Origin of the sequence: Mesorhizobium sp. B4-1-3 (genome assembly GCF_006439355.1) — a bacterium.
Lineage (GTDB): Bacteria > Pseudomonadota > Alphaproteobacteria > Rhizobiales > Rhizobiaceae > Mesorhizobium.
In genome coordinates, this window is record NZ_VFTG01000018.1 from 30,120 (window position 1) to 51,843 (window position 21,724).

Consider the following 21,724-nt stretch of genomic DNA (forward strand, 5'->3'; position numbering starts at 1 on the left):
CGTCGCCCTTAAGGTAATTCACCCGACCTACCAAGCCGGGCTTAAGCCATTCAGCCTTCCCTCTCATCAACAAGGCCATTCTGGCGGTGCTCATGACCGCGGCACTCGCCGGCTGCGAGACACAGACCGAAGGCCAGCAGCGGGCCACCACCGGGGCGTTGCTCGGCGGCGCCGGCGGCGCGCTGGTCGGCCTGGCGATCGGCGGCAACACCAGAGCATGGTGATTGGTGCCGCCAGCGGCGCCCTTCTCGGCGCATCGCACAGGCTAAGCGCTCTCCTCGTCGGCGCTCGATCCGGTGTCAGCCGGGCGACTGCGGGATAATCTGACGATCTCAGGCCGCACGGTGTTCTGAGTTTCGCGGAATGCCCGGCGAAACGCGCGAGGTGATTGCCCGAACTGAGCGGTGAAGGCCCGCGTGAAAACCGCAGGGTATGAAAAGCCGCAGGCATAAGCGATATCTTTGATGTCGCGCTCCTCATAGAAAAGGAGGTTGCGCGCGGCCTGAAGGCGAGAGCGCAGATAGAGTTGGTTAGGCGTCTGGTTGAACTGCCGCAGGCAATAGCGCTCCAGTGTTCGCACCGAAATACCGAGATGGCGGGCTAGGCTTTTCGGTGACAGCGGGAAATCGAGATTGCTTTCCATCAACGCCACGATCCTGTGGGACAGGGAAGGCTGTGCCTCGTCGACCCCATCATCATCCGTTCGCTGCGGGTGGATTCCCTCGCGTGGTGTATGAATAAGTGCATTCGCGACTTCTTTGGCAAGGCTTGATCCATGCAGCCTTCCGATCAAATCGAGCATCATGTCGAGGGTCGCCACCCCGCCCGCGCAGAAGGCAAGTTGGCGGTCGATGGAATAGATCTGGTTCTTTGTCTTGGCTGCCGGAAAATGCTCGAAATACGATGACACCGCCTCCCAGTGCACCACGGTCTCGCGGTCACCGGTAAGGCCAGCCGCCGCGACAGCGAAGGCGCCCGTGTCGACGCCTATGAGCATCGATCCATGCCGGTAGGCATTGCGCAGAGCTCCGCGAACGTTGGCCGATATATTCTGCGTCGGCAGATTGCCTTCCAGGACCACCAGAAAATCACAGCGCGGAAAGTTCGCCAGATCGTGGTTGGCGGCAACCCACATGCCGTTGCTTGCACGGACCGCGTCGCCAGAATCCGAGATCATTGTCCACTCGAACAGATCCTGGCCGCTGTTTTGGTTCGCGATGCGCAGCGCCTCGGTCGCCAGGATGAGAGCATTCATGGGAAATTCGGGTTGCAGCACGAAGCCAAACCGCGGCCGGCGGTTCGAGGCTGCTGCGACGACAGAGTTCCTATCCGCTTCCACTGCGAACGTTCCAGAAAAATTGCTAGGCGGCGCTGCAGGTCAATTATGTGACGTTGTGGATCAACTCACAAGAGGCTGATTGGCCAACATTGTCAGCACGTCGAGAGCACGTTCCGGAACGATCTCGATGCGGGAACATAGAAAAATTGACTCTAACAGAACGTGGCAGGCGCCCAGCGTATGCCGCGCGGGAGATCGCCATGGTTTCGACTTCATTGAACAAGCCGCCGTTTGCCTTGAACCGAAGAACGCTTCTTAAGTCAGCTGCGGTCGCGGGGACAGCTCTTGCCGCGCCTCATTTCTGGACCGGCCGTGCCTCCGCGGCCAATCCGACCGAGATCGTCCATTGGAGCTGGCTGGCCGCTTCGGATGGCGAGGTCTGGGCCAAGATGATCAGCGCCTTCAACGATGCCCACAAGGACAAGGGCGTCCAGATCCGCATGGAGGTGATTCCGGAAGAACAATATGTCACCAAGGTCCTTGCGGCTTCGGCTACCGGCAAGGCACCGGACTTCGGCTGGGGCACTGCAGGCAAGTCGGCCCAGCTTGCGCGTGACGAAGTCATCGTGCCGCTTGACGACCTTATCGCCAGTTCCGGTCTCGATCTTGCCGACTTCAGCGCATCGTCGATCGCGGCCTCGCGCTATCCGAAATACGACAACAAGATCTTCATGGTGCCCATGGATCTGATGAGCCTGCAGCCCGAAATCAACCTCGATCATGTCAAGGAAGCCGGGTTGGACGCCAGCAAACCGCCGACGGACGGCGAAACGCTTATCGAATGGGCAAAAGCGATGACCAAGCGCGAGGGCGACAAGGTCACTCGCTCGGGCATCATGATGACGGGTTCCGGCGTTCAGCCCACCGTCACTTGGGGCATCGTTGCCGAGCAAATGGGTTTTCAGCGCGCGAGCGATGATTTGAAGACCGCTTGCGTGAATCCCGATGCAGGCAAGGCGGCAATGCAATGGGTGCTCGACCTTTTCGACAAGCACAAGGTCTCGACCCGCGACGTCACCGACCGCTACAAGGCGTTCGGCACAGGGCAGGGCTCAATATTCTGGACTGGTCCCTGGACGCTCAACGGCTATGTCGCACAGAAACTGCCGTTCAAGACAGCGCTGTTTCCCAAGATCGGGTCCAAGCTCGTTACCTACCGAGAGCAGGGAGGCCTGGAGTTCTACAAACAGGCGGATCCCGGGCGCCACGAAGCAACCATGGCGGCCGTCAAATGGCTGTCGGACAACAGCTTCCTGTGGACGACGGTCGGTCGCGGCGCCTCGCCCCGCAAATCGATCCTCGATCGACCGGATTACAAGTCCTCCGGCAATCCGTGGGACATCCGCGGCGCTTTCGTCGATGGAATGAGCATCGCTACGGTCGGCGAGATTCCGGTCGTGAACGGGCCCAACTTCACAATCTACTCGGGCGGCAATTTCCTCGCCAAAACGCTTGAAGGCGTGTGGTCGGGGCAGACGACGATCGATGCCGCGATGGATCAGATCCAGAAGCAATGGCAGGCGGATCTCGACGAAGGTTGATCCTGAGGGAATCCGACCGATCCCTTGCTCGTCGCGCAAATCATCGCGACGGGCCTCCCTTGGCCTCGCCGCTACGCAGACATCGAGATGACGACAGCAACCTTGCAGGGCAGCAGCGACTTCGGACCCGAACCGCGTCAAACGGACCGCGTCGGTTATCTTCTCGTCGCCTTTTTCGCGCTGCCCTTCTTTCTGTTCAACATTCTGCCCGTGCTTTTCGGCTTCTACGTCTCCTTCACGCGCTGGAGCATCGTTGGTTCACCGAAATGGGTGGGCTTCGACAACTTCTCCAAGGCGTTCCACGACCAATGGGTCGGGGTCGCCTTCAAGAACGTCCTTTTCTATGGGCTGATCATCGTTCCCTGCGTCACAGGGTTCGGCCTCCTTTTCGCGCTCTTCGTCAACAAGCGCTATCCGCTATCGGGCCTGGCACGCACGCTCTTCTTCGCCCCCACGGTCGTGTCCGCCACGGTGATCGGGCTTGTATGGGTCTGGATGCTCGACACCCAGTACGGTCTGGTCAACTACTACCTTTCCTTTCTTGGCTTCCACGACATTCCCTGGCTCACCTCGACCCAATGGTCGCTGATCGGCGTCAGCATCGCTTCGGTGTGGTGGGATCTCGGCCTGGCATTCGTCTTGTTCCTCGCCGCGTTGCAGGACATTCCGGGTGAGATCGTGGAGGCGGCGCGTGTGGATGGCGCCAATCGCTGGCAACGCTTCAAGCATGTAATCTTACCGCACCTGCGGCCAGTCATAAGCATGGTCGTGACGCTGCAGCTCATCTCCACCCTGCGCATCTTCAGCCAGGTCTATGTCATGACCAATGGCGGGCCGGCCAGTTCGTCGTCCTCGCCGATCCACTACATCTACAATCTCGCGATCGTCAGGAACCTCTTCGGCTATGCCGCCGCGGTGTCCCTCATGCTGTTCGCCTTGATCCTGGTGATTACCGCGGTCCAGCGCATCTTTCTGAGGGAGCGCGCATGATGAGCGCCTGGCTCGACGAAAGGCTTGAGAGACGGGGGCTCGAACGAGCGGATCTCTTCATCTGGCCGCTTGGCCTGGCCGTCGCCGTTCTCTGGGCACTGCCCTTCGTGTGGATGGTTTCGACCTCCTTCAAATTTCCAAGCGATGTGATGACCCGGGATATCGAATGGCTCCCGCGGCGCGTCACCTTGGACAACTACATCAAGGTCTTCGACTACCCCGTCATACGCTGGGGCTTCAACAGCGTCGTACAGGCGACGCTCTCGACTTTCCTTTGCGTCCTGTTCGGTGCGATGGCCGGCTATGCCTTGGCGCGCATGCGCTTCCCCGGCCGGGACGCGCTGTTCTACATCTTCTTAGCCTCGCTGATGATACCCACCGAAGTGTCGGTGATCCCGCTGCTGCTTGGTTTCATCAAGATGGGCTGGGCCAGCACTTACCAGGCGCTCATACTGCCGTCGATCGGCAACGTCTTCAGCGTCTACATCTTCCGCCAGTTCTTCATGTCGTTCCCCAAGGAACTGGAGGAGGCGGCAAAAATGGACGGCGCGGGGCCGTTCAACCTGTTCTTCTGCATTGCTTTGCCGTTGGCGCGGGCCCCGGCGATCGCGGCTTCGGTCATCATCTTCACTCTGAACTGGAACAACTTCCTGTGGCCGCTTCTGGTCACCTTCGATGAGTCGATGAAGACCCTCCCGGTCGGCGTGGCGGCCTTCACCCCAGTCGTCGGGACACGCACCCAGATCGAGGGCTTCAGTGTCGCCATGGCCGCTGTGACCATCCTTAGCGTGCCCAGCCTGCTGCTGTTCTGCTTCCTGCAACGCTACTTCATCCAGGGTCTTTCCCAAGGCGGCGTGAAACAATGACCATGAGAACCTATTCCCGAGCCGATCTCGTCGGTCCTTTGCCGGGCCTGCACTTCATCGATGGCAGATGGGTCGGATCCGGCGATGGCCGGACATTCGAAACCATCGATCCCAGCACCGAGGCGGTGTTGGCAAGCGTTGCGCGCGGCGGCGTCCGCGAGATGGATGTGGCCGTCAACGCCGCCCATCGTGAGCAGCACGGGGATTGGCGCAATTTCAGTCCGGCCCAGCGCGGACAGCTGATCTTCAAGCTCGCGGATTTGATCGAGGCTGAAGCCGAGCGGTTTGCGCTGTTCGAAACGCTCGATGTCGGCAAGCCGGTGAAGGAGTCGCTCGGCGATCTCAGGGGCGTCTGCGCGACGTTGCGCTACAATGCTGGTGCGGCCGACAAGATGGAAGGGTCGACGATCCCGCTCGGGCGCGACTTCGTAGACTTCACAATGCTGGAGCCGGTCGGCGTGACCGCTCATATCGTGCCCTGGAACTATCCTCTGGGCATGGTGGCTCGCTCGGTGGCACCGGCGCTTGCCGCGGGCTGTACGGTCGTGATCAAGCCGGCGGAGCAATCGCCGCTCACTGCGCTGGCTTTCGCCGAACTCTGCCAGCGAGCTGGCTTCCCCGACGGCGTCGTCAATGTCGTGGCTGGTTTTGGGGAGGACGCCGGCGCGGCGCTTGTGTCGCATCCCCTGGTGCGCGGCATCACCTTCACCGGATCGGTCGAGACCGGACGCAAGATCTATTCCGGCGCGGCCCAGGGCCTGAAGCCAGTGGTGCTCGAGCTCGGCGGCAAGAACCCGATGATCGTGATGGAAGACGCCGATCTGGAACGGGCAGCATTCGATGCGCTTGACGGCGCATTCGGCAATAGCGGCCAGGTCTGCTCGTCGTCTTCACGGCTTCTCCTGCATCGATCGATCCAAGAGGAGTTTCTGGCCAGGTTGGCGGAGCGCGCAGCGAAGCTGACCGTCGGCAAGGGCCTCGACAACTGCGACCTCGGACCGCTGGTCTCGAGCGAGCAATATGCCAAGGTCAGGTCCTATATCGATGCCGGCGGCAAGTCGGGTGCGAAGCTACGCCTGGGCGGCGGCCGCCCACGGGGGCTGGACGTCGGGTATTTCGTCGAGCCGACGATATTCGAAGGTGTCGATCCGACCAGCGCCTTGGCGCGCGAGGAGATATTCGGCCCGGTTGCCGTGGCACTCTCCTTTGGCACCGACGCCGAGGCTCTCGCGATTGCCAATGGTCTCGGTTTCGGTCTCGTGGCCGGCGTCTACAGCCGCGACATTTCCCGCGCCTTGACGTTTGCCCGCGATCTCGAAGCCGGCTCGGTCTGGATCAACGGCTGGTTCATCGGCGGCGTACAGGCGCCGACCGGCGGCATCAAGGAAAGCGGGGTTGGCCGCGAGCGCGGCCTGCCCGGCATCCGCAACTATCTCAATATCAAGAACATCGGCATCAGGCTGTAGGCCGTAAGAGCAAAGACACCCCAAGAGAGGAAATCAGGGAATGACTGTTGTAAGAGACGTTGAGCATTATACGATCTTCAAGGATAAGGCGCATTGCGTCAACCAGATCGCAACGCGACTTCTGAAGAATGGCGATATATTGGCCGTGTTCAACGAAGAGCGCTTCCCCTTCCACCACGACAGCGGTCAAACGCTGATGACCCGCTCGAAGGATGGCGGCAAAACCTGGACCCAGCCGAAGGTCGTGCTGCCATGGTCCGAAACGCAGGGCAACTGGGACTGCGGCATTTGCGAGATGCAGGACGGTACGCTTATCGTCAATCTGACCATCACCGGCTTCTTCAAGCGGGGCATAAAGCCCGAACAGCCGTCATGGAGCTCGCATCCCAACACCAAGGAATGGGGCGACTGGACCTGGGCCTACAAGACGCAGGCCTGGCTCGGCACCTTCGTGGTCAAATCGAAGGACGGAGGCGAGACCTGGACGCAGCCCATCCCCATCAATGTCCGTCCGCTCAAGCATGGCGGCTGCCGCCTCGGCTGTTGGGAGTTGCCGAACGGATCACTGCTGATGGGTCTCTACGGCCGCATCCACGGCTATGAGGAAGAAGGCGAGGGCGAAAGCACGCGTTCGGCGCTGATGCGCTCAGACGATGGCGGTGACAACTGGGAGTATTTTTCGACGCTCGGCTACGACCCGGCCAGCATCATCGACTACGAGGAGCCAGGCCTTGTCAGGCTCGCCGACGGCAGGCTGGTCTGTTTCATGCGCACCCATGTCAACCCGACCAGCGACGCCAAGTATATGGTCATGACCATCTCGGAAGACGATGGTTTCAGCTGGACGCCGCCCAAGTGGACGAACATCTGGGGCTATCCGCCGGAACTCATCGCGCTTCAGGATGGCCGCTATCTGATGGTCTACGGCTATCGCCGGCCGCCCTATGGCGTGCGCGGGATCATTTCCGACGACGGCGTGACCTGGGATGTGAAGAACGAGTTTGTCATTCGCGAAGGCGGCGTGCCGGGCCGTACGGTGACCGAGACCCCCGGTTCGAGCCGCATGTCGCCAGCCTCCGGCAAGATCGACGGCGGCGGTGTCGATTGGAACCATCCCGGCATCTACCAGCACATCGGCTACCCGAGCGTCGTCCAGACGCGGGACGGCGCGATCGTCTGCTCCTATCATGAGTGGAGCGACGACCCGAAGCCGCTGCAATATGTCCGTTGCACACGCTTCCGGATCTGAGCCTGAAGATGAACCCCGGCGCGGCAGCCTTGATACCTCGAATGGATCACCGGACGATCCATCGCGATCCGCATGCCTATAGCGCGCATCCGCATCTCGCGGTTACGGCGAACGGCAACTGGCTGCTGGTCTTCACCCAGTCGCGCCGCCGTGCAGGGGTCCTGCATCCGCCGCAAGACCCGCTGTACTGCAACATGATGATGCGATCGGCTGACGAGGGGAGAAGCTGGTCGGCTCCTTCCGTGGTCCCCGATTTCGGTTGGCAAGGAGTGGAGTGCGCCGGGCTTACGCCGCTTCGGTCGGGCGTGGTGCTTTTGAACCAGTGGCGGTTCGAGTGGCACACGCTCGCCCATGCCAAGGCCCATCTTGCGCCCGGCACCTATACACAGCCCGAGGATCTGATGAGCGCCGCTGCCATGGCAGCCGAACTTCGGGACTGGGCACCGGAGAAAGCCACGCTTGCCGAACGCTATCCCTGGGTACGCGGAGGCGGCGAGACATGGGTCCACCGGTCGGTCGATGGCGGAGCCACCTTCACAGCGTCGACGCGCATCGACACTGCGCCTTTCAGTGGCGGCTACGGCATGCGCGGCGGCATCGAGGTCGGCAGCGAAGTCATGCTGCCGCTTTGTGACGTTCCCAACTATGCCGCCGTTTTCACGGTACGATCGGGCGATGGCGGCCATAGCTGGTCCGAGCCAAGTCTTGTGGCGGCGGGAGACGGCCACGCCTTCGAGGAACCGGCACCCATCCTGTTGCGAAACGGCCGTATCGTCATGCTGTTGCGCGACAACATCTCTGGCGTTTTGCATGCCGTGATGTCCGAGGATGGCGGCCTGGCATGGAGCGTCCCTTCGTCGACCGGTATTCAGGATTATCCGGCCGACATGGTGGAACTCGAGGACGGCCGCATCGCCTGTGTCGCCGGCAGGCGGCGGGAGCCTTTCGGCATTGCCCTCTATGTCTCCAAGGACAGCGGAAACAGCTGGAATCCCAGCCATCCCCTAGCGATCCGCAGCGGCCTTCCCACCCGCGATCTGGGTTACCCTTCGCTCGCGCTACGTGCCGACGGCAGCCTTTTCGTCGTCTACTACGCTCAGGGTATCGAAGGCATCACGGGTATCCACGCCAGTGTCCTCTCGGCCGATGCTGCTGGTTGGCGTCAGGAAGGAGTTGCCCGTGGCGAGAGTTGAGCTTTGCGGCGTCAAGAAGAAATACGGCGAAAAGACCGTCATTCCTGGAGTGGACCTGGCCATCGAGCACGGCGAATTCCTGGTCTTCATCGGGCCGTCTGGCTGCGGAAAATCGACGCTGCTGCGTATGATCTGCGGTCTGGAGCCCATCAGCGGCGGAACCGTGGCAATCGGTGGCAAGCTGATGCGCGGCGTGCCGCCGGCAAAGCGCGGCGTGGCAATGGTGTTCCAGAGCTACGCGCTCTATCCGCACAAGACGGTCGCCGACAACATGGCGTTCTCCCTGCTCATGCAGGGCATGCCAAAGGCCGAGCGCAACAAAAGGGTGGCGGCCGTCGCCGAGACGCTTCAGCTCGGCCCGTTGCTTGGACGGTTTCCCAAGGAGCTCTCGGGAGGACAGCGTCAGCGCGTGGCGATAGGCCGTGCCATCGTGCGCGAGCCTGACGTCTTTCTGTTTGACGAGCCGCTGTCGAACCTCGACGCCGAGTTGCGCGTCCAGATGCGGCTGGAACTCGCCAAGCTTCATCGAAGCCTTGGCGCCACCATGATTTATGTCACCCACGACCAGACCGAAGCCATGACCCTGGCCGACCGGATCGTGGTTTTGCGCGACGGTGTGGTCGAGCAGTTCGGAACGCCGGCACAGATCTACGACGCGCCTTGCAATCGCTTTGTCGCCGGCTTCATGGGCTCGCCCAAGATGAGCTTTCTCGAGGCATTGGTCTCTGGCCAGGACGGCACGCACCTGACGCTGCAGGTCCGAGGAACGACAGGTGATTGCGTCGAACTGGTCCTGGCGGAGCCGATGGTCCTGTCTGGAAATGTCACTGTCGGCATCAGGCCGGAGCACTTCAATACGCATCGGGTTTCAGGGCCGCGGCTCCTGGCAGAGGTCGAATTCGTGGAGCGGCTTGGCGGCGAAAGCTTTCTTCACGCGCCCGCGCATCCGGGGGGTGCGCTTGTCATGCGCCAGGGCGACGCAGAAGCCAGGAGCATCGCGATAGGCAAATGTGAGGTCTCCGTGGATTGGCGCAAGGCGCATCTGTTTGGCGCAGACGGCAGAGCAATTCCGCTCAAACGAGAACTTTAGGGCAGGGCCCGGCCTCGCCGATGCAGGCCAAGGGTCAGTTATGATCGACGCAATCACAGGGCGGACAGCGGTGTCGGCCAACCGGCATAAGGGAGACGACTTTGGATTTTGAAAAACTGAAATCGCGTCTAGCGGGATGCTACGTAACCATACCGACGCCATTCGAGGACGCCGCCGGCTTGCCCGTCAACCACGCAGCGATTAGGGCCTATGTCCGCTTCCTGATTGATAATGGTCTGACCACCGAATATGCCACGCTCCTCGCAGGCGGCGCGGCAGGCGACTTCTCGACCATGTCGTTCGAGGAGCGGGTCAGTGTCGCCGAAACCGTCGTCGACGAGGCACACGGACGGGTGCCTCTGGCCTTTGGTGGGCAGTCGACCAGCACGCTGGAGTTGGTGCGTCTGGCACAGGCCGCACAGTCCATGGAGTTCGACTTCCTGCAGGTCTCGTGCCCCTACTACTTTACCCACACCGAGGCCGACTTCGAGGAGTTCGTCATGGCCGCGGCCGAGGCGGCGCCCCGCATCGGCATCATCGTCTACAACACCTTCTGGACCTCGACGAGCCTGTCGTTCGGCATGATCGATCGGCTGGCAAAGATCGAAAATGTGGTGGGCCTCAAATGGGCAACGCCACGCACCGACGCCATGGAATTCGAGGACGTCACCTCGCATTTCTCCAAGCGCTTCACCATCATCGACAACAATCTGTTCTTCCCATATTCGGCGATGCCCTCGCTTGGCGCCCAAGCCTTCGAGGTGCATCTTTGCAACTACTGGCCGGAATGGGGAATAAAGCTAATCGACGAGGTCAAGGCGAGGAACTACGCCGAGATCGCCCGCATGATGGTTGACGAGGCAATGCCCTTCTACAAGCTTTGGGTGGCGATCGAGAAGGAGTTCACCAGCGGCGACGGGTATCTCGACAAGCTGTGCATGGAATTGATCGGACTGCCTTCCAGCCGCTGTCGTCCGCCGACCCGCGACATACGCCAGAACTATCGCGCCCAGTGTCTTGCGATGCTGCAGACTGCCGGTGTGCCTCGCCTGGCCGCGCAATGACCGTGCCCGCGGTGTCCACCTGAGATGCACTCAGCGGAGCAGGCCGAACTGGCTCGATCGGAGACGAACAATGACCCTTACCAGAGACAGCGCCCGTGAGATCGCCGCACGCCTGGCCCCGGACGGGCTGGCCTTCATCAACGGTCGTTTCGCGCCGGCGCTGGACGGTTCCACCTTCGAGACCATCAACCCTGCAACGGGTGAGGTGATAACGCATGTGGCGCATTGCGGCACCGCCGACGTCGAGCGCGCCGTCAAGGCCGCCCGCAGCGCCTTCGACAGTGGGGTCTGGTCCCGAGCCGCTCCCGAATACCGCAAGCAAGTGCTGCTCCGGCTCGCCGAACTTGTGCGCACGCATCGCGACGAACTGGCCGTGCTCGAAAGCATCGACAGCGGCAAGACGATCACCGACTGCCTGCATGAAATCGGCCGCGAGGTGCCCAACTTCTTCCAATGGTACGGCGAGCTTGCCGATAAGTCCTTCGGCAAAGTGGCTCCGACAGCGGAGAACGCCCTGGCGCTGATCGTCAAGGAACCTGCTGGCGTGGCTGGTCTCGTCCTGCCCTGGAATTTTCCGTTGCTCATGGCAACGTGGAAGACGGCCCCCGCCCTGGCTGCGGGCTGCTCGGTCGTCATCAAGCCGGCCGAACAGACGCCGCTGTCGATACTGCGACTGGCGAAGCTGTCGCAGGAGGCTGGCCTGCCTGACGGCGTGCTCAACGTCCTGCCGGGACTGGGCGAAACGACGGGACAGGCGATCGGCCGGCACCCCGATATCGACATCGTCTCGTTCACGGGATCGACCGAAGTTGGCGGCCATTTTCTGCGCTATGCCGGCGAGAGCAACCTCAAGATCATCGGACTTGAGATGGGCGGGAAGAGCCCCTTCATCATTCTCGACGACGCCGCCATTACCGACGATCTCATCGAGCACGCCGCGACGTCGGCGTTCTGGAACGGCGGACAGAACTGTTCGGCCAATATGCGCCAGCTGGTGGACAGACACCTGGCGGAGGAGTTTGCATACCGTGTGACTGCGCGTGCGCGGGCTTTCCGGGTCGGGGATCCGCTTGATCCCGCCACGAACATTGGCGCCATGGTGACGAAGGAGCACAAGAACCGCGTGATGGGCTATATCGCGCGCGGCACGGCCGAGGGCGCTCGGCTTCTTACCGGTGGTGACGCCAGTGGTCCAGGCTATTTCATCGAGCCAACTGTGTTTGCTGACATGACCCAAACGATGAGCATCGCGCGCGAGGAAATCTTCGGGCCGGTTCTCGGCATCTTGCCGGTAGATGGCATGGAGGAAGCGCTGCGGATCGCCAGCGACACCGATTATGGTCTGCATGCGACCGTATTCACCCGCGACATAGACAGGGCAATCCACATGGCGCGGCGGCTGCCCTGCGGCACTGTCTCCGTCAACGGATTTTCCGAAGGTGACGTCAAAACGCCCTTCGGCGGCTACAAGCGCTCCGGCTCCCTTGCTCGCGACAACGGTACGGAGGCCATGGATCAGTACCTGCAGACCAAGACGATCTGGATCGCCACTGCACAGCCTGCGGCATCCTGATGATGGAGATCGCGGTTTGCGGGGCGTTTGTCGACGAGCAGGTGGAGCGGCTAAAGCACGGCGCTGGCGACATTCCGGTCAGGCTGGTTGAGGCCGAGGACAGCTGCGATTGTGCTATTGTTTTTGGCAACCCCGAACCTGAACAGGTCGCGTCAAATCCGAGTCTGCGATGGCTCCAATTGGAGTCCGTCGGGTTTGGGGAATATGCGGGCCTGGACTGGAACCGGGATCACGGTCAAACTGTGGTTACGAACCTTTCTGGCTTCTTCGCCGATCCGGTGGCCGAATCGGCGCTCGCCGGCATCCTTGCGCTCTATCGCGGCATCGACAGTCTCGTCTTGCTGAAAGCCGAAAAACGCTGGCTGGGTGATCCGCTGCGAACCGCGCTCAGGCTTTTGCGCGGCGCGCATGTCGTTCTCATTGGCTACGGGACGATCAACCGGCGGTTAGCCGAACTTCTTGCGCCGTTTGGCTGCGCGATCACGCCAATCACGCGGGGCAGCGGCTCCGACGCGCTCGACATGGCGCTTGCCGATGCCGATCTGGTTGTATGCACCGCGCCCGCCACGCCTGCCACTTCGGGTCTCCTCGATGCGGCGCGGCTGGCAAGGCTGCCGGCGCGAGCGCTCTTGTGCAATTTCGGGCGCGGCTCGATCCTGGACGAGGACTCGCTTGCCGATGCGCTCGAACGAGGCCGGCTGGCAGGCGCCGTCATCGATGTTACCGACAGCGAGCCGCTGCCTCACGAGCACAGGTTCTGGAACTGTCCCAACATCATCCTTACGCAGCATACCGGCGGCGGTACGATGGATGAACTCGACCGCAAGATCGATGTCTTTCTCGCCAACCTTGCGCGCTTTCGCGCCGGAACGCCGCTCGAGGGCATCGTGGATTTTTCGCGAGGATACTGATGGCCAAGATAACCAATGTCCGCTGCGTGCTGTTGTCGTCGGCCTACGCCGATGCGGATGATCCGGAAATCAAGGAATGCTTCCCCAACGGTCCCAAACGAACCATCGGAATGGTAGAGGTGACGCTGGACAATGGCGTAACCGGCCTGGGGGAAGGTTACCTCGCTGTATTCGCTCCGCTGGTGTTCCAGGCAATCGTGGACCTTTGCCGCCCACAGGTCATGGGCCGCGACGGCTTCGACATCGATCGCCGCGTGAGGGATCTTCGCAGTCTGTGCGACTACTGGTCGCTTCAGGGCGCCGCGCGCCACGTCATCGCCGCATTCGAGATTGCCCTGCAGGATGCCAAGGCGAAGAGCTTGGGCATCCCCGTCTATGCGCTGCTGGGCGGCGCCCGGGCTCCATCGATCCAGATCTACGGATCCGGCGGCTGCTGCGACGCCAAGCATCAATTCCTGCGCGAAATGGACATGTTAGGCGCGCTGGGCATCGAGATATACAAGATCCGCTCGGTCAAGCGCGACATCCTTCGCACTGCCTGGGTGCTGGAAGAGGCCGGGCGGCGCGGCATCAAGGTTGGCGTCGACATGTGCCAGAACCTGGCCGACCCGCCGCAGGCGGTTGACGACGTGGTGGCTTTCGTGGAAGCCGTTCACGCCATCACCAGCCAGCGCATGCTATTTGTCGAAGAGGCGCTGGGCCCCGACCAACCGGATGCCTTTCGCGAACTGCGAAGCCGCATCGATGTGCCGGTCTGCGGCGGAGAAATTGTTACCACGCCCAAGGAGATGATCGAGCGCATCAACGCCGATGTCTATGATTTCGTTCAGCCCGATGCCTCGGTGATGGGTGGCATTTCGGCGGTTATGGACGTGTTCGAAGCAGCCAAGGCAAAGGGCACTGACGTGGTGGTGCACGCCTGGGGCGGTGCTGCTGCGATCATGGCCAGCTATCATGCCGCCTTTGCCGCCGGCGGGAAGCTTGTGGAGTATCCGATGCTCTATTTCCCGCTCGGCGCAGAGATGATCGGCGACCAGGGACGTATCGAGAATGGCCGCCTGATCCGTCCGACCGCGCCAGGGCTCGGTTTGACCCTTACCCCCGAAATGGAAGCGCGCTATCCCTTCGATGAGACAGCGGTCTATTCTTGCGTGCTGAATGATTGGGGTCCGCCGCCGGACAGCTACTGGCGGGATTGACCTGAGCTCAACCGGCCTTCTAAGGGGCCGCCGCTTTCCCCGCGTCGGCGACCGAGCCGGTCAATGCCGCCGTACGGAGATGTGCCAGGGTATCAGCAGGTGCTCAGCCAGCGTCACAAGGCCGAACAGCAAAAGGCCGAGCACGGTCAGGAAGAAGATGCCGGCAAAGGCTAGGTCCGGCCGCATATTGCCGGTGACGATCTGGATATAGAACCCGAGGCCCTGGTCGCTGCCGATGAACTCGGCAATGGTGGCGCCCACCGTTGCGTTCACCGCGGCATATTTGAAGCCGACGAAGCATTGTGGCAGCGCCGCCGGCAGACGCACCTTCCAGAACGTCCGCCACACCCCGGCGCCGGTGGAGCGGCAGAATCGCGTAAGCTCATCGCTCAGGGAACCAAATGCGTGGATGGAATTGAGCGCCACAGGAAAGAAGCAGACTAGCACCACGATGATCACCTTCGGCAACATGCCGAAGCCTAGCCACGAGATGAACAGCGGAGCGAAGGCGATCTTTGGCACCATTTCGAGACTGACGAAAAAGGGATAAATCGTCCGCCGCAGCAGCGGCGAGAAGGCGATCGCAAGCCCTATCGGCAGTCCGACGGCGATGGCCAGGAAGTAGCCAACGAAGGTCTCCATGCCGGTGATCCAGAAATAATCGACGAGCCGGGGCACGTCCGCCCAGCCTTTTGCGACAATCTCCGAGGGCTTGGGCAGGATATAGGCCGGGATGTTGAAGAGATCGACCGACCACTCCCAGCACAGGAACAGGCCCACGAAGAACGCGACGAATGGCCAGGAGCGCTCCAGCGAAGCCAAAAGGCGCAGCAGCACGGCCGGAAGACGGCCCGCCGGTGCGGGCTTTTCAGATGACGCCATAGTCACGGAAAATCTCCTGGATGCGATGGACATGGTCGGTGAATTCGGGCGTGCTCTTGACGTCGAGATCGCGTGGCCAGGGCAGGTCGATGTCGATCGCGCATTCGATCCGTCCTGGGCGCGGGGTGATCACGCAGACAGTTGAGGATAGCTGCACCGCCTCCTCGATCGAGTGGGTGACGAAGACCACGGTGGGCTTGCGCTTCATCCACAGCGTCTGCAGATCGGCACGTATGCCTTCGCGCGTCATGGCGTCGAGCTTGCCCAGCGGTTCGTCGAGGAGCAGCGTGTCTGGCTCGTGCACCAGAGCCTGGCAGAAGGCGGCACGCTGCTGCATGCCGCCTGAGAGTTCATGCGGACGACGCTTGGCAAAATCCTCGAGCTGTACGGAGCGCAGCAATTCATTGATCCTTCCGGCGTGAGCGCTCGGTTTCTGGCCGCGCAATTCAAGCTGAAGGGCAACATTGCCCTCGACTGTGCGCCAAGGCACCAAAGTATTGTCCTGGAACATGATGCCGATGTCGGTCCGCGGGCCGCTGACTTGCTTGCCGCCGACGAGGATTTCGCCCCGCGAGGGAGCAAGAAGGCCCGCGATCATCAGCAGCAAGGTGGATTTGCCGCAACCAGACGGACCGAGCAGCGAGACGAACGAGCCGGAAGGGATGGTAAGGTCCGCAGGCCCGAAGGCGTACACCGCCTGCGGGCCGAAACCATAGGTCTTGGCAAGGGAACGCAGTTCAATTGTCGCAGCCATAGCGTCGAATGGATCCCCTCTTTCAAGCCAAATCGAGCTCAATCAGCACCCTGGCCCGTAAGGGAGCCCCGGGCCAGGACGAGCCGCCTATTTGGGCAGGAAGTCATTGGTGTAGAAAGCGGTGGCCGCGTCCTTTGTCTCCAGACCGTTATATTTCTTCATGAGGTCGAGCATGTCATTCCAGTCGGAGGGAACGTTGAGCCCAAGCACCTTGTCCTTGTTGGCCTTGGAATAGAGGATGCCGAGCGTGACTTTCTCCACCGCCAGGGCCTGCTGCTTGCCGGCATCTTCGGCCATGCTGCCGCCGACGATATCGGCCATGGCATCGACGGCCGCCTGGGGATCGCTTTCCGCCGCCTTGTAGGACTTGATGGTGGCGCCGACGAAGCGCTTCACCAGGTCGGGATTGTCGGCCACCAGCTTCTTGGTGGTGGTGATGCAATAGCCGATCTGGTTCACGCCGAAATCGGAATAGGCGAAGGTCACTGGCGGCTTGCCGCCATTTGCGAGGATTTCCGCAGGCTTGTCATCGAGTCCGCCAAGGATGCCGACAGAGCCGCCCGCCCCCTGCAGGTAGCTGGACACGATGGCGCCATCCGGGACGCTGGTGATGGAGATGTCGGAGTCCGAGAGGCCAGCATTCTTGAGCACCAGCGGCAGGAATGTGTTCACGCCGGCATTGGCAGTGGTGAGGATCTTCTTGCCCTTGAGATCGGTGATCTTGCTCACGCCGGCATCAGGTCGCACGATTATGGCGTCCGTGCCCATCGCGTCGATCACCGCCACCGAGATCAGCGGCGCGCCTTTGGCCGCGAGATTGACCATGCTGGCGCAGGAGCCATAGGAGAAGGTGCTGTCGCCGTTAGCCACCAGCCGATGGGCAGACCCCGAACCATTGCCGGAGCGGATATCGAGATCGATCCCGGCATCCTTGAAGAAGCCCTTGTCCTTGCCAAGCGCGAAAGCTGCGTGCGAGCCATACCACATCCAGTTGAGGCGCAGCCGCACCTGATCTTGCGCATGTGCCGTGTTGGCGCCGGCAATTCCCGTTACCGCCAGCATCGCGATGGCGGCACGCTTCGTCCATTGTTGTATTCTGGTCATGACGTTCCCCTTTATTTTGGTTGGTATTTTCTTTTTCTCGCACCGGCAGTCAGCCGAGGCGGGTTCTTTCACAAGCCCGGCAGCCTGACACGAACTCCGGTGAGTGACTGCTTTCCGGCTTGGTGGGTGTACCAGAAGCGAGTCGCAGATCTGAGCGTCTTCCGCGTCGTGAAACGGCGGTGGGACCGTCACGCAGCCGCCTTGGAACTCCTCTTCGAAAATGGCGGGTTCGCACGTACGTTGTCTTCCCTTGAAACATCGGCGTCTGGTTAGCCGACAGGGTTCGCGGCGGAATACTTCCGCTGCGCCGATCTTCGCTTCAATGTCCGTTAACTGCTTAACTCCCGCTGAACCGGCGATCACCGTGTCCGCTTCGCGTTTAGCCTCCTTCATAGGTTGGCACGATTGGGCCGGAAGAGTTGACTTTTCTGGACAGTGATTAGACATTCTTGAGCAAACGTGCATTCGCATGGCGTTTTGAGATTGGGCAAGCCATGGTGACCGACGGCGCTCAGGTGGCGAACGGCGCAGGCGGAGCGGATGCACCGGCCTTCAACCTGATCATGCAGCCGGAATTTCCTTTGAATGCGCTCGTCCTCGCGAGCGAGGCTCTGCGCATTGCAAATCAAAACAGCGGCCGCGAGCTTTTCCGCTGGCGCTTCGTCTCTGAGGATGGCGCGCCGGTGCGGGCCAGCAATGGCATATGGATGTCGGCAGACGACAGCCTGCAGACCATGTCGCATGCCGACTACTATCTTGTCTTCGAGGGCAACTTGCCGATGCAGCGCAATTCGGCGTTGTTGCTGAACAAATTGCGTGCTGCTGCCCGGTTCGGTTCCACCGTCGGTGCCGTTGATACCGGTTCCTTTGCACTCGCCCAGGCCGGGCTTGTCGACGACCGCCAGGTGGTGCTGCACTGGGAGGCCATACCTTCGTTCAAGGAGCGCTTCCCGGAGATCAAGGCAAGCAGCCAGATCTATTCTATCGAGAATCAACGCATAACCTGCGCCGGAGGCATCGCAACGCTCGATTTGATGCTGGAGATTATCAGCCGTCTGAAATCGCCGGCTCTTGCCAACGAGGTCGCCAATGCCCTGGTGCATGTGCCCCGGCAATCTGGCGCGGCGCAGCGGCTCGACGACCGCCCGAGACTTGCTTCTCCGTCCCTGGCGGATCGCATCCTGGAACTGATGGAGCGCCATCTGGACTTTCCATTATCGCTCCCGGAAATAGCCAACCGCCTGGACGTGTCGCATAAGACAGTTCAGCGCGAATGCCTGCGCAGATTTGAGACGACCCCGAAGCGGCTCTATCTGCGCATTCGCCTCCAGGCCTCGCGCAACATGCTTTTCTATGAGGAGTTCAGCATCAAGGACGTGGCGACGGCCTGCGGCTTCTCGTATCCTTCCGTGTTTTCAAGGACGTTCCTGGCTCAATTCGGCATATCTCCCCGCGAATTTCGCGACACGCTGCGCCGAGGCCAGAGCCAGACCTACCGGCCTGAGGTACGCAGACTCTCAATTTGGCATCCGCCGACGACCGATGCCGGAGCCCGACCGGCGATGGGGAGAAAAGCAATAAAACGAGCGTTAGGCGGGTGAGCGACCCAGAGGGCATCCAATTCGCCTCGGGTTCCTGGAAGCTTTTCGAACTTTTTGGGTCGCGCCATACGGTGTGCCATTCGGTTAGCGCGCGTCAGCACGCGTCTAGCAAAATGAACGCGGCTTTGCGTTCTCCCCGGTGCCTGGAATCGGTTCGTTCCTCCCCCTAGAGCGGACGCATAATCAATTGCTTCAGCGTGACCCAGCTTGCTGCCGCTCAGATATTCTTCGGCGTGACAATTTCAGTCGATATGGACCTCTGAAGGGTCGCGAATGGCGCCCGTGGTCCAATGACATCGATCATCGTCTGCACGAGAAGGGCGGAGGTCGCTTCAAGTGGTGACAGAGAGCCGCGGTGATCAATCCTTCCGACACACTCCTGCGTGTCTCGGGCCGATGTCGCGGCAGATCACTTTGATCCCCGTTCGCCTCTCGAAAGACACCTCCCTCAAGGCGCGAAGCACTCCTGTAATGCCGCCGCCGACGATCAGAATCCCCACAAGATCGTCGGTCGTCTTCAGCAACTCGGCTACCATGCGGTAGGCCTCGCTTGGTTCCTCATGAGTGGGGCGGCTTTCCTCGACCGTTAGGCGAGGCGCGTGCTCGCGCAGATAGGAGCGGAAGCTGGCGTCCGAGAGGTCTTGGCATTGATCCCGATGGTTGCCTATGAAGACGGCAATGCGACTGGGCCCTGGGTCGTCTGGGTGATCAGGAAGGCCGCCGTCCGTCCCAGCTTCCTATTGTGGGTGCCCACATAAGCGGCCCTTTCCGGCGCGGACTGAATCCGTGATGTATGAGACAACAGGTTTTCCCGTCTCCTTCAGGGAACGGATGGCCTGACCAATGATCGGTGATCCGCCGCGACGACCGCTACAGCATCGCATTCCTCGCCGAGCGCGATAAGACGGCTCGAAATGGTCTCCGGCGTTAAAATATCCACGAGGTCGACGACAGGGTCGCTCGGCCGTTTTTCCTCGTTCTGAGCCATAGGAAACCCCTATGGGCTAGAACCTTGGTCCAAGCGTTGGTTCCTAGGTCGGAAGCGGGTGCTGAACAACCTGATTGGGCTGCACCAGAAGGCCACGATTGCGCATGGCGTGAAGAAGCTCGTCTTCTTCGATGAGCCCGTTCAAGAACATCTTGAACAGGTGGGCCGCGATCTTTTGCCCACGCGCCCCTTCGAGTGAAATTTCGCGCTCCTGGCAAATAGCCTTGTGGACGCGGGCAAGCATCGCGAGCTCGTCGTCCATGACGACATGCCCAGGGTATAACATAGCCTTTCCTCCTTGAAAGCTACGAAGCGCGAAGAGTGCGACAAGCGTGTGAAATGCGCAATTAATTTTGATGTGATCGGACGTTGTTTGGAAAAGGCGGCGTTCTCGGCGAATGACTGTTCGAGGAAGCGAGCGAACTCGCCATCGGACCTTCGCCTGGTCGGGCATGGAAAAGGGGGCCAGGTGCGAAACGGCAAATCCGGAGCACGGAGGAACTTCCAATTCAATGCACCCCAGGGTGCATTGTCCAGGCGAGGAGCTTGCCGCTTTGAGGGCAAAGCCCGAGGGCAAATGAGAAACTCGCTAAACAGTTACCCGTGCAGGAAGGAACGCTGTCTTAACCGGTCCAATCAAGCCAGTCGCGCAACATGCTCCAAGGCAGCAGCATGTTGGGTGCGTAGCGCAGCAAGCCGTGAAAGGGGATCGGCGCCGGCGGCGCAAATGGCAGCGGCAGATCGCGCCCTTCTGTCCCGGCGGCCCAGTCGGCCAGCACCTTGCCCATGGCCGTGGTCATGGCGATGCCGCGTCCATTGCAAGCACGGGCCGCCATCAGACCTGGGCCGAGGTCGATCAGATGCGGCAGGAAATCCGGCTCGACGGCGGCGATCCCCGACCAGCTATACTCAGGCGGTGGCAGGTCAGGCAGTTCCAGGCAACTCGCCAGCCGCCGCCAGATTGTCTGCGGCACGCGCCTCTCGGCACCCGCGCTTACCACATGCATGCCGCCGCTGATCAGCCGGTTCCGGGCATCAAAGCGGAAGGTGATGAGATTGCGTCTGGTGTCGGAGAAACCCTGGTCTCCAGGGAGCAAGCGTTGACGCGCCTTCGATGGCAGCGGCGCCGTCGCGATCTGGAAAACCTTCAGCGGAAAATAGGTGCGCTGCAGTGTCGGGTTGAGCGCCCCGCCATAGGCGTTGGTGACGACAAGCACCTTGCCGGCACGCAGCGAACCCGACGGAGTCGTCAACGCCCAGCCGTCGGACGAACGGTCGATCGATGTGACACGCGAGTGCTCGAAAATTCGCGCCCCGGCGTTTTCGGCCGCATCGGCCAGTCCACGCGCGAATGCGACCGGGTTGAGCACGCCTCCTGAGCGGTCCATCCACCCGCCGGCATAGCCTCGCGCGCCGGTCAACGCCTCGATCTGCTGGCTGTCCAGCATCACCGCCGGCCTGCCGCGCTCCGCCCATCGCCTGGCGCGGGATTCGATTCTTACGAGAGCAGCAGATGAGTGCGCCGCTTGTATCCAGCCGTTCTGGGCGGCCTCGCAGGCGATGCTATGCCGCTCGATCAGGTCGAACACGAGGTCGGCGCTGCCCGCCGCAACCTCGATCAGCCGCTCGCCGCGTTCCGCGCCGAGATGCGCCACTATGGCGTCCGGATCCATCTTGGCGAAATTCGGTACGACGAAGCCCGCGTTGCGGCCCGTGGCGCCCCAGGCGATGATTTCTGCTTCGAGCACGGCCACCGAAAGGCCTTTGCTGGCCGCATGCAGTGCGGTTGACAGTCCGGCAAAGCCGCCGCCGACGACGGCAAGATCGACGTCGAGGCTATCTTCCAGCGCTGGTCGGAGGCGGTCGTCGCGGCTGACCGCGTGCCACAGGGAAAGCGCTTCTTGCCGCGCCATT

20 protein-coding genes are annotated in these 21,724 nt (G+C 61.4%); 13 read left to right on the forward strand and 7 right to left on the reverse strand.

Annotated elements, in window-relative coordinates; translation table 11 throughout:
• The first annotated feature begins 92 nt into the window (after positions 1 to 92).
• The gene (locus FJW06_RS30865; protein ID WP_281404894.1) at positions 93 to 224 is read left to right on the forward strand and encodes a hypothetical protein; all 132 of its coding nucleotides are present in this window, start codon (positions 93 to 95) and stop codon (positions 222 to 224) included.
• Between the two features lie 41 nt (positions 225 to 265).
• On the opposite strand, the gene FJW06_RS20820 is transcribed toward FJW06_RS30865, so the two are convergent.
• On the reverse strand, positions 266 to 1,255 hold the full coding sequence (locus FJW06_RS20820; RefSeq protein WP_140754074.1) for a helix-turn-helix domain-containing protein: 990 nt from the start codon (positions 1,253 to 1,255) through the stop codon (positions 266 to 268).
• Between the two features lie 131 nt (positions 1,256 to 1,386).
• On the opposite strand from FJW06_RS20820, the gene FJW06_RS20825 reads away from it, so the two are divergent.
• From FJW06_RS20825 to FJW06_RS20875, 11 genes are all read left to right on the forward strand, one after another.
• Positions 1,387 to 2,880 (forward strand): extracellular solute-binding protein, encoded by a 1,494-nt coding sequence (locus FJW06_RS20825; RefSeq protein ID WP_140754075.1) that lies wholly within the window; start codon positions 1,387 to 1,389, stop codon positions 2,878 to 2,880.
• A 24-nt stretch (positions 2,881 to 2,904) separates the two neighbouring features.
• Positions 2,905 to 3,870: a sugar ABC transporter permease gene (locus FJW06_RS20830; protein ID WP_140754076.1), complete on the forward strand. Its 966-nt coding sequence runs from the start codon at positions 2,905 to 2,907 to the stop codon at positions 3,868 to 3,870.
• Complete coding sequence (locus FJW06_RS20835; RefSeq protein WP_210238982.1) at positions 3,870 to 4,736, forward strand: carbohydrate ABC transporter permease; 867 nt, start codon at positions 3,870 to 3,872, stop codon at positions 4,734 to 4,736. Before FJW06_RS20830 ends, FJW06_RS20835 begins: the two co-directional genes overlap by 1 nt.
• Entirely contained in the window at positions 4,733 to 6,202 is a 1,470-nt protein-coding gene (locus FJW06_RS20840) for an aldehyde dehydrogenase family protein (protein ID WP_140754078.1), read from the forward strand. Before FJW06_RS20835 ends, FJW06_RS20840 begins: the two co-directional genes overlap by 4 nt.
• A 40-nt stretch (positions 6,203 to 6,242) precedes the next feature.
• Entirely contained in the window at positions 6,243 to 7,451 is a 1,209-nt protein-coding gene (locus tag FJW06_RS20845; protein WP_140754079.1) for a sialidase family protein, read from the forward strand.
• 41 nt (positions 7,452 to 7,492) lie between these two features.
• Entirely contained in the window at positions 7,493 to 8,644 is a 1,152-nt protein-coding gene (locus FJW06_RS20850) for a sialidase family protein (protein WP_181178479.1), read from the forward strand.
• Positions 8,631 to 9,734, forward strand: a complete 1,104-nt coding sequence (locus FJW06_RS20855; RefSeq protein WP_140754081.1) for an ABC transporter ATP-binding protein — start codon at positions 8,631 to 8,633, stop codon at positions 9,732 to 9,734. The genes FJW06_RS20850 and FJW06_RS20855 overlap by 14 nt, the downstream gene beginning before the upstream one ends.
• A 101-nt stretch (positions 9,735 to 9,835) precedes the next feature.
• On the forward strand, positions 9,836 to 10,798 hold the full coding sequence (locus FJW06_RS20860; protein ID WP_140754082.1) for a dihydrodipicolinate synthase family protein: 963 nt from the start codon (positions 9,836 to 9,838) through the stop codon (positions 10,796 to 10,798).
• Complete coding sequence (locus tag FJW06_RS20865) at positions 10,773 to 12,371, forward strand: aldehyde dehydrogenase (RefSeq protein WP_348644063.1); 1,599 nt, start codon at positions 10,773 to 10,775, stop codon at positions 12,369 to 12,371. Before FJW06_RS20860 ends, FJW06_RS20865 begins: the two co-directional genes overlap by 26 nt.
• A complete protein-coding gene (locus FJW06_RS20870) occupies positions 12,371 to 13,282 on the forward strand; it encodes a D-2-hydroxyacid dehydrogenase (protein ID WP_140754083.1) in 912 nt (303 codons plus the stop codon). Before FJW06_RS20865 ends, FJW06_RS20870 begins: the two co-directional genes overlap by 1 nt.
• Positions 13,283 to 13,314: 32 nt before the next feature.
• Positions 13,315 to 14,481, forward strand: a complete 1,167-nt coding sequence (locus tag FJW06_RS20875) for a mandelate racemase/muconate lactonizing enzyme family protein (protein ID WP_181178481.1) — start codon at positions 13,315 to 13,317, stop codon at positions 14,479 to 14,481.
• Positions 14,482 to 14,541: 60 nt separating this feature from the next.
• Here FJW06_RS20875 and FJW06_RS20880 read toward each other — a convergent pair whose 3' ends face one another.
• The 3 genes from FJW06_RS20880 to FJW06_RS20890 all read right to left on the reverse strand — a co-directional run bounded on the left by FJW06_RS20880 (position 14,542) and on the right by FJW06_RS20890 (position 17,221).
• Positions 14,542 to 15,363 carry an ABC transporter permease gene (locus FJW06_RS20880; RefSeq protein WP_140754085.1) on the reverse strand — a complete coding sequence of 274 codons (822 nt, stop codon included), beginning with the start codon at positions 15,361 to 15,363 and terminating at the stop codon, positions 14,542 to 14,544.
• Positions 15,350 to 16,117, reverse strand: a complete 768-nt coding sequence (locus FJW06_RS20885) for an ABC transporter ATP-binding protein (RefSeq protein WP_140754086.1) — start codon at positions 16,115 to 16,117, stop codon at positions 15,350 to 15,352. The genes FJW06_RS20880 and FJW06_RS20885 overlap by 14 nt, the downstream gene beginning before the upstream one ends.
• A gap of 87 nt (positions 16,118 to 16,204) precedes the next feature.
• Complete coding sequence (locus FJW06_RS20890) at positions 16,205 to 17,221, reverse strand: ABC transporter substrate-binding protein (protein WP_140754087.1); 1,017 nt, start codon at positions 17,219 to 17,221, stop codon at positions 16,205 to 16,207.
• Positions 17,222 to 17,670: 449 nt separating this feature from the next.
• On the opposite strand from FJW06_RS20890, the gene FJW06_RS20895 reads away from it, so the two are divergent.
• Entirely contained in the window at positions 17,671 to 18,822 is a 1,152-nt protein-coding gene (locus FJW06_RS20895; protein WP_246674739.1) for a helix-turn-helix domain-containing protein, read from the forward strand.
• Positions 18,823 to 19,642: 820 nt separating this feature from the next.
• Here FJW06_RS20895 and FJW06_RS30680 read toward each other — a convergent pair.
• From FJW06_RS30680 to FJW06_RS20910, 3 genes are all read right to left on the reverse strand, one after another.
• A complete protein-coding gene (locus tag FJW06_RS30680; protein ID WP_246674741.1) occupies positions 19,643 to 19,810 on the reverse strand; it encodes a hypothetical protein in 168 nt (55 codons plus the stop codon).
• Positions 19,811 to 19,853: 43 nt separating this feature from the next.
• The gene (locus FJW06_RS20905; RefSeq protein ID WP_140754088.1) at positions 19,854 to 20,072 is read right to left on the reverse strand and encodes a hypothetical protein; all 219 of its coding nucleotides are present in this window, start codon (positions 20,070 to 20,072) and stop codon (positions 19,854 to 19,856) included.
• Between the two features lie 361 nt (positions 20,073 to 20,433).
• Positions 20,434 to 21,723, reverse strand: coding sequence for an FAD-dependent oxidoreductase (locus tag FJW06_RS20910; protein WP_181178482.1), 1,290 nt, complete (start codon positions 21,721 to 21,723; stop codon positions 20,434 to 20,436).
• Between the last annotated feature and the right edge of the window lies 1 nt (position 21,724).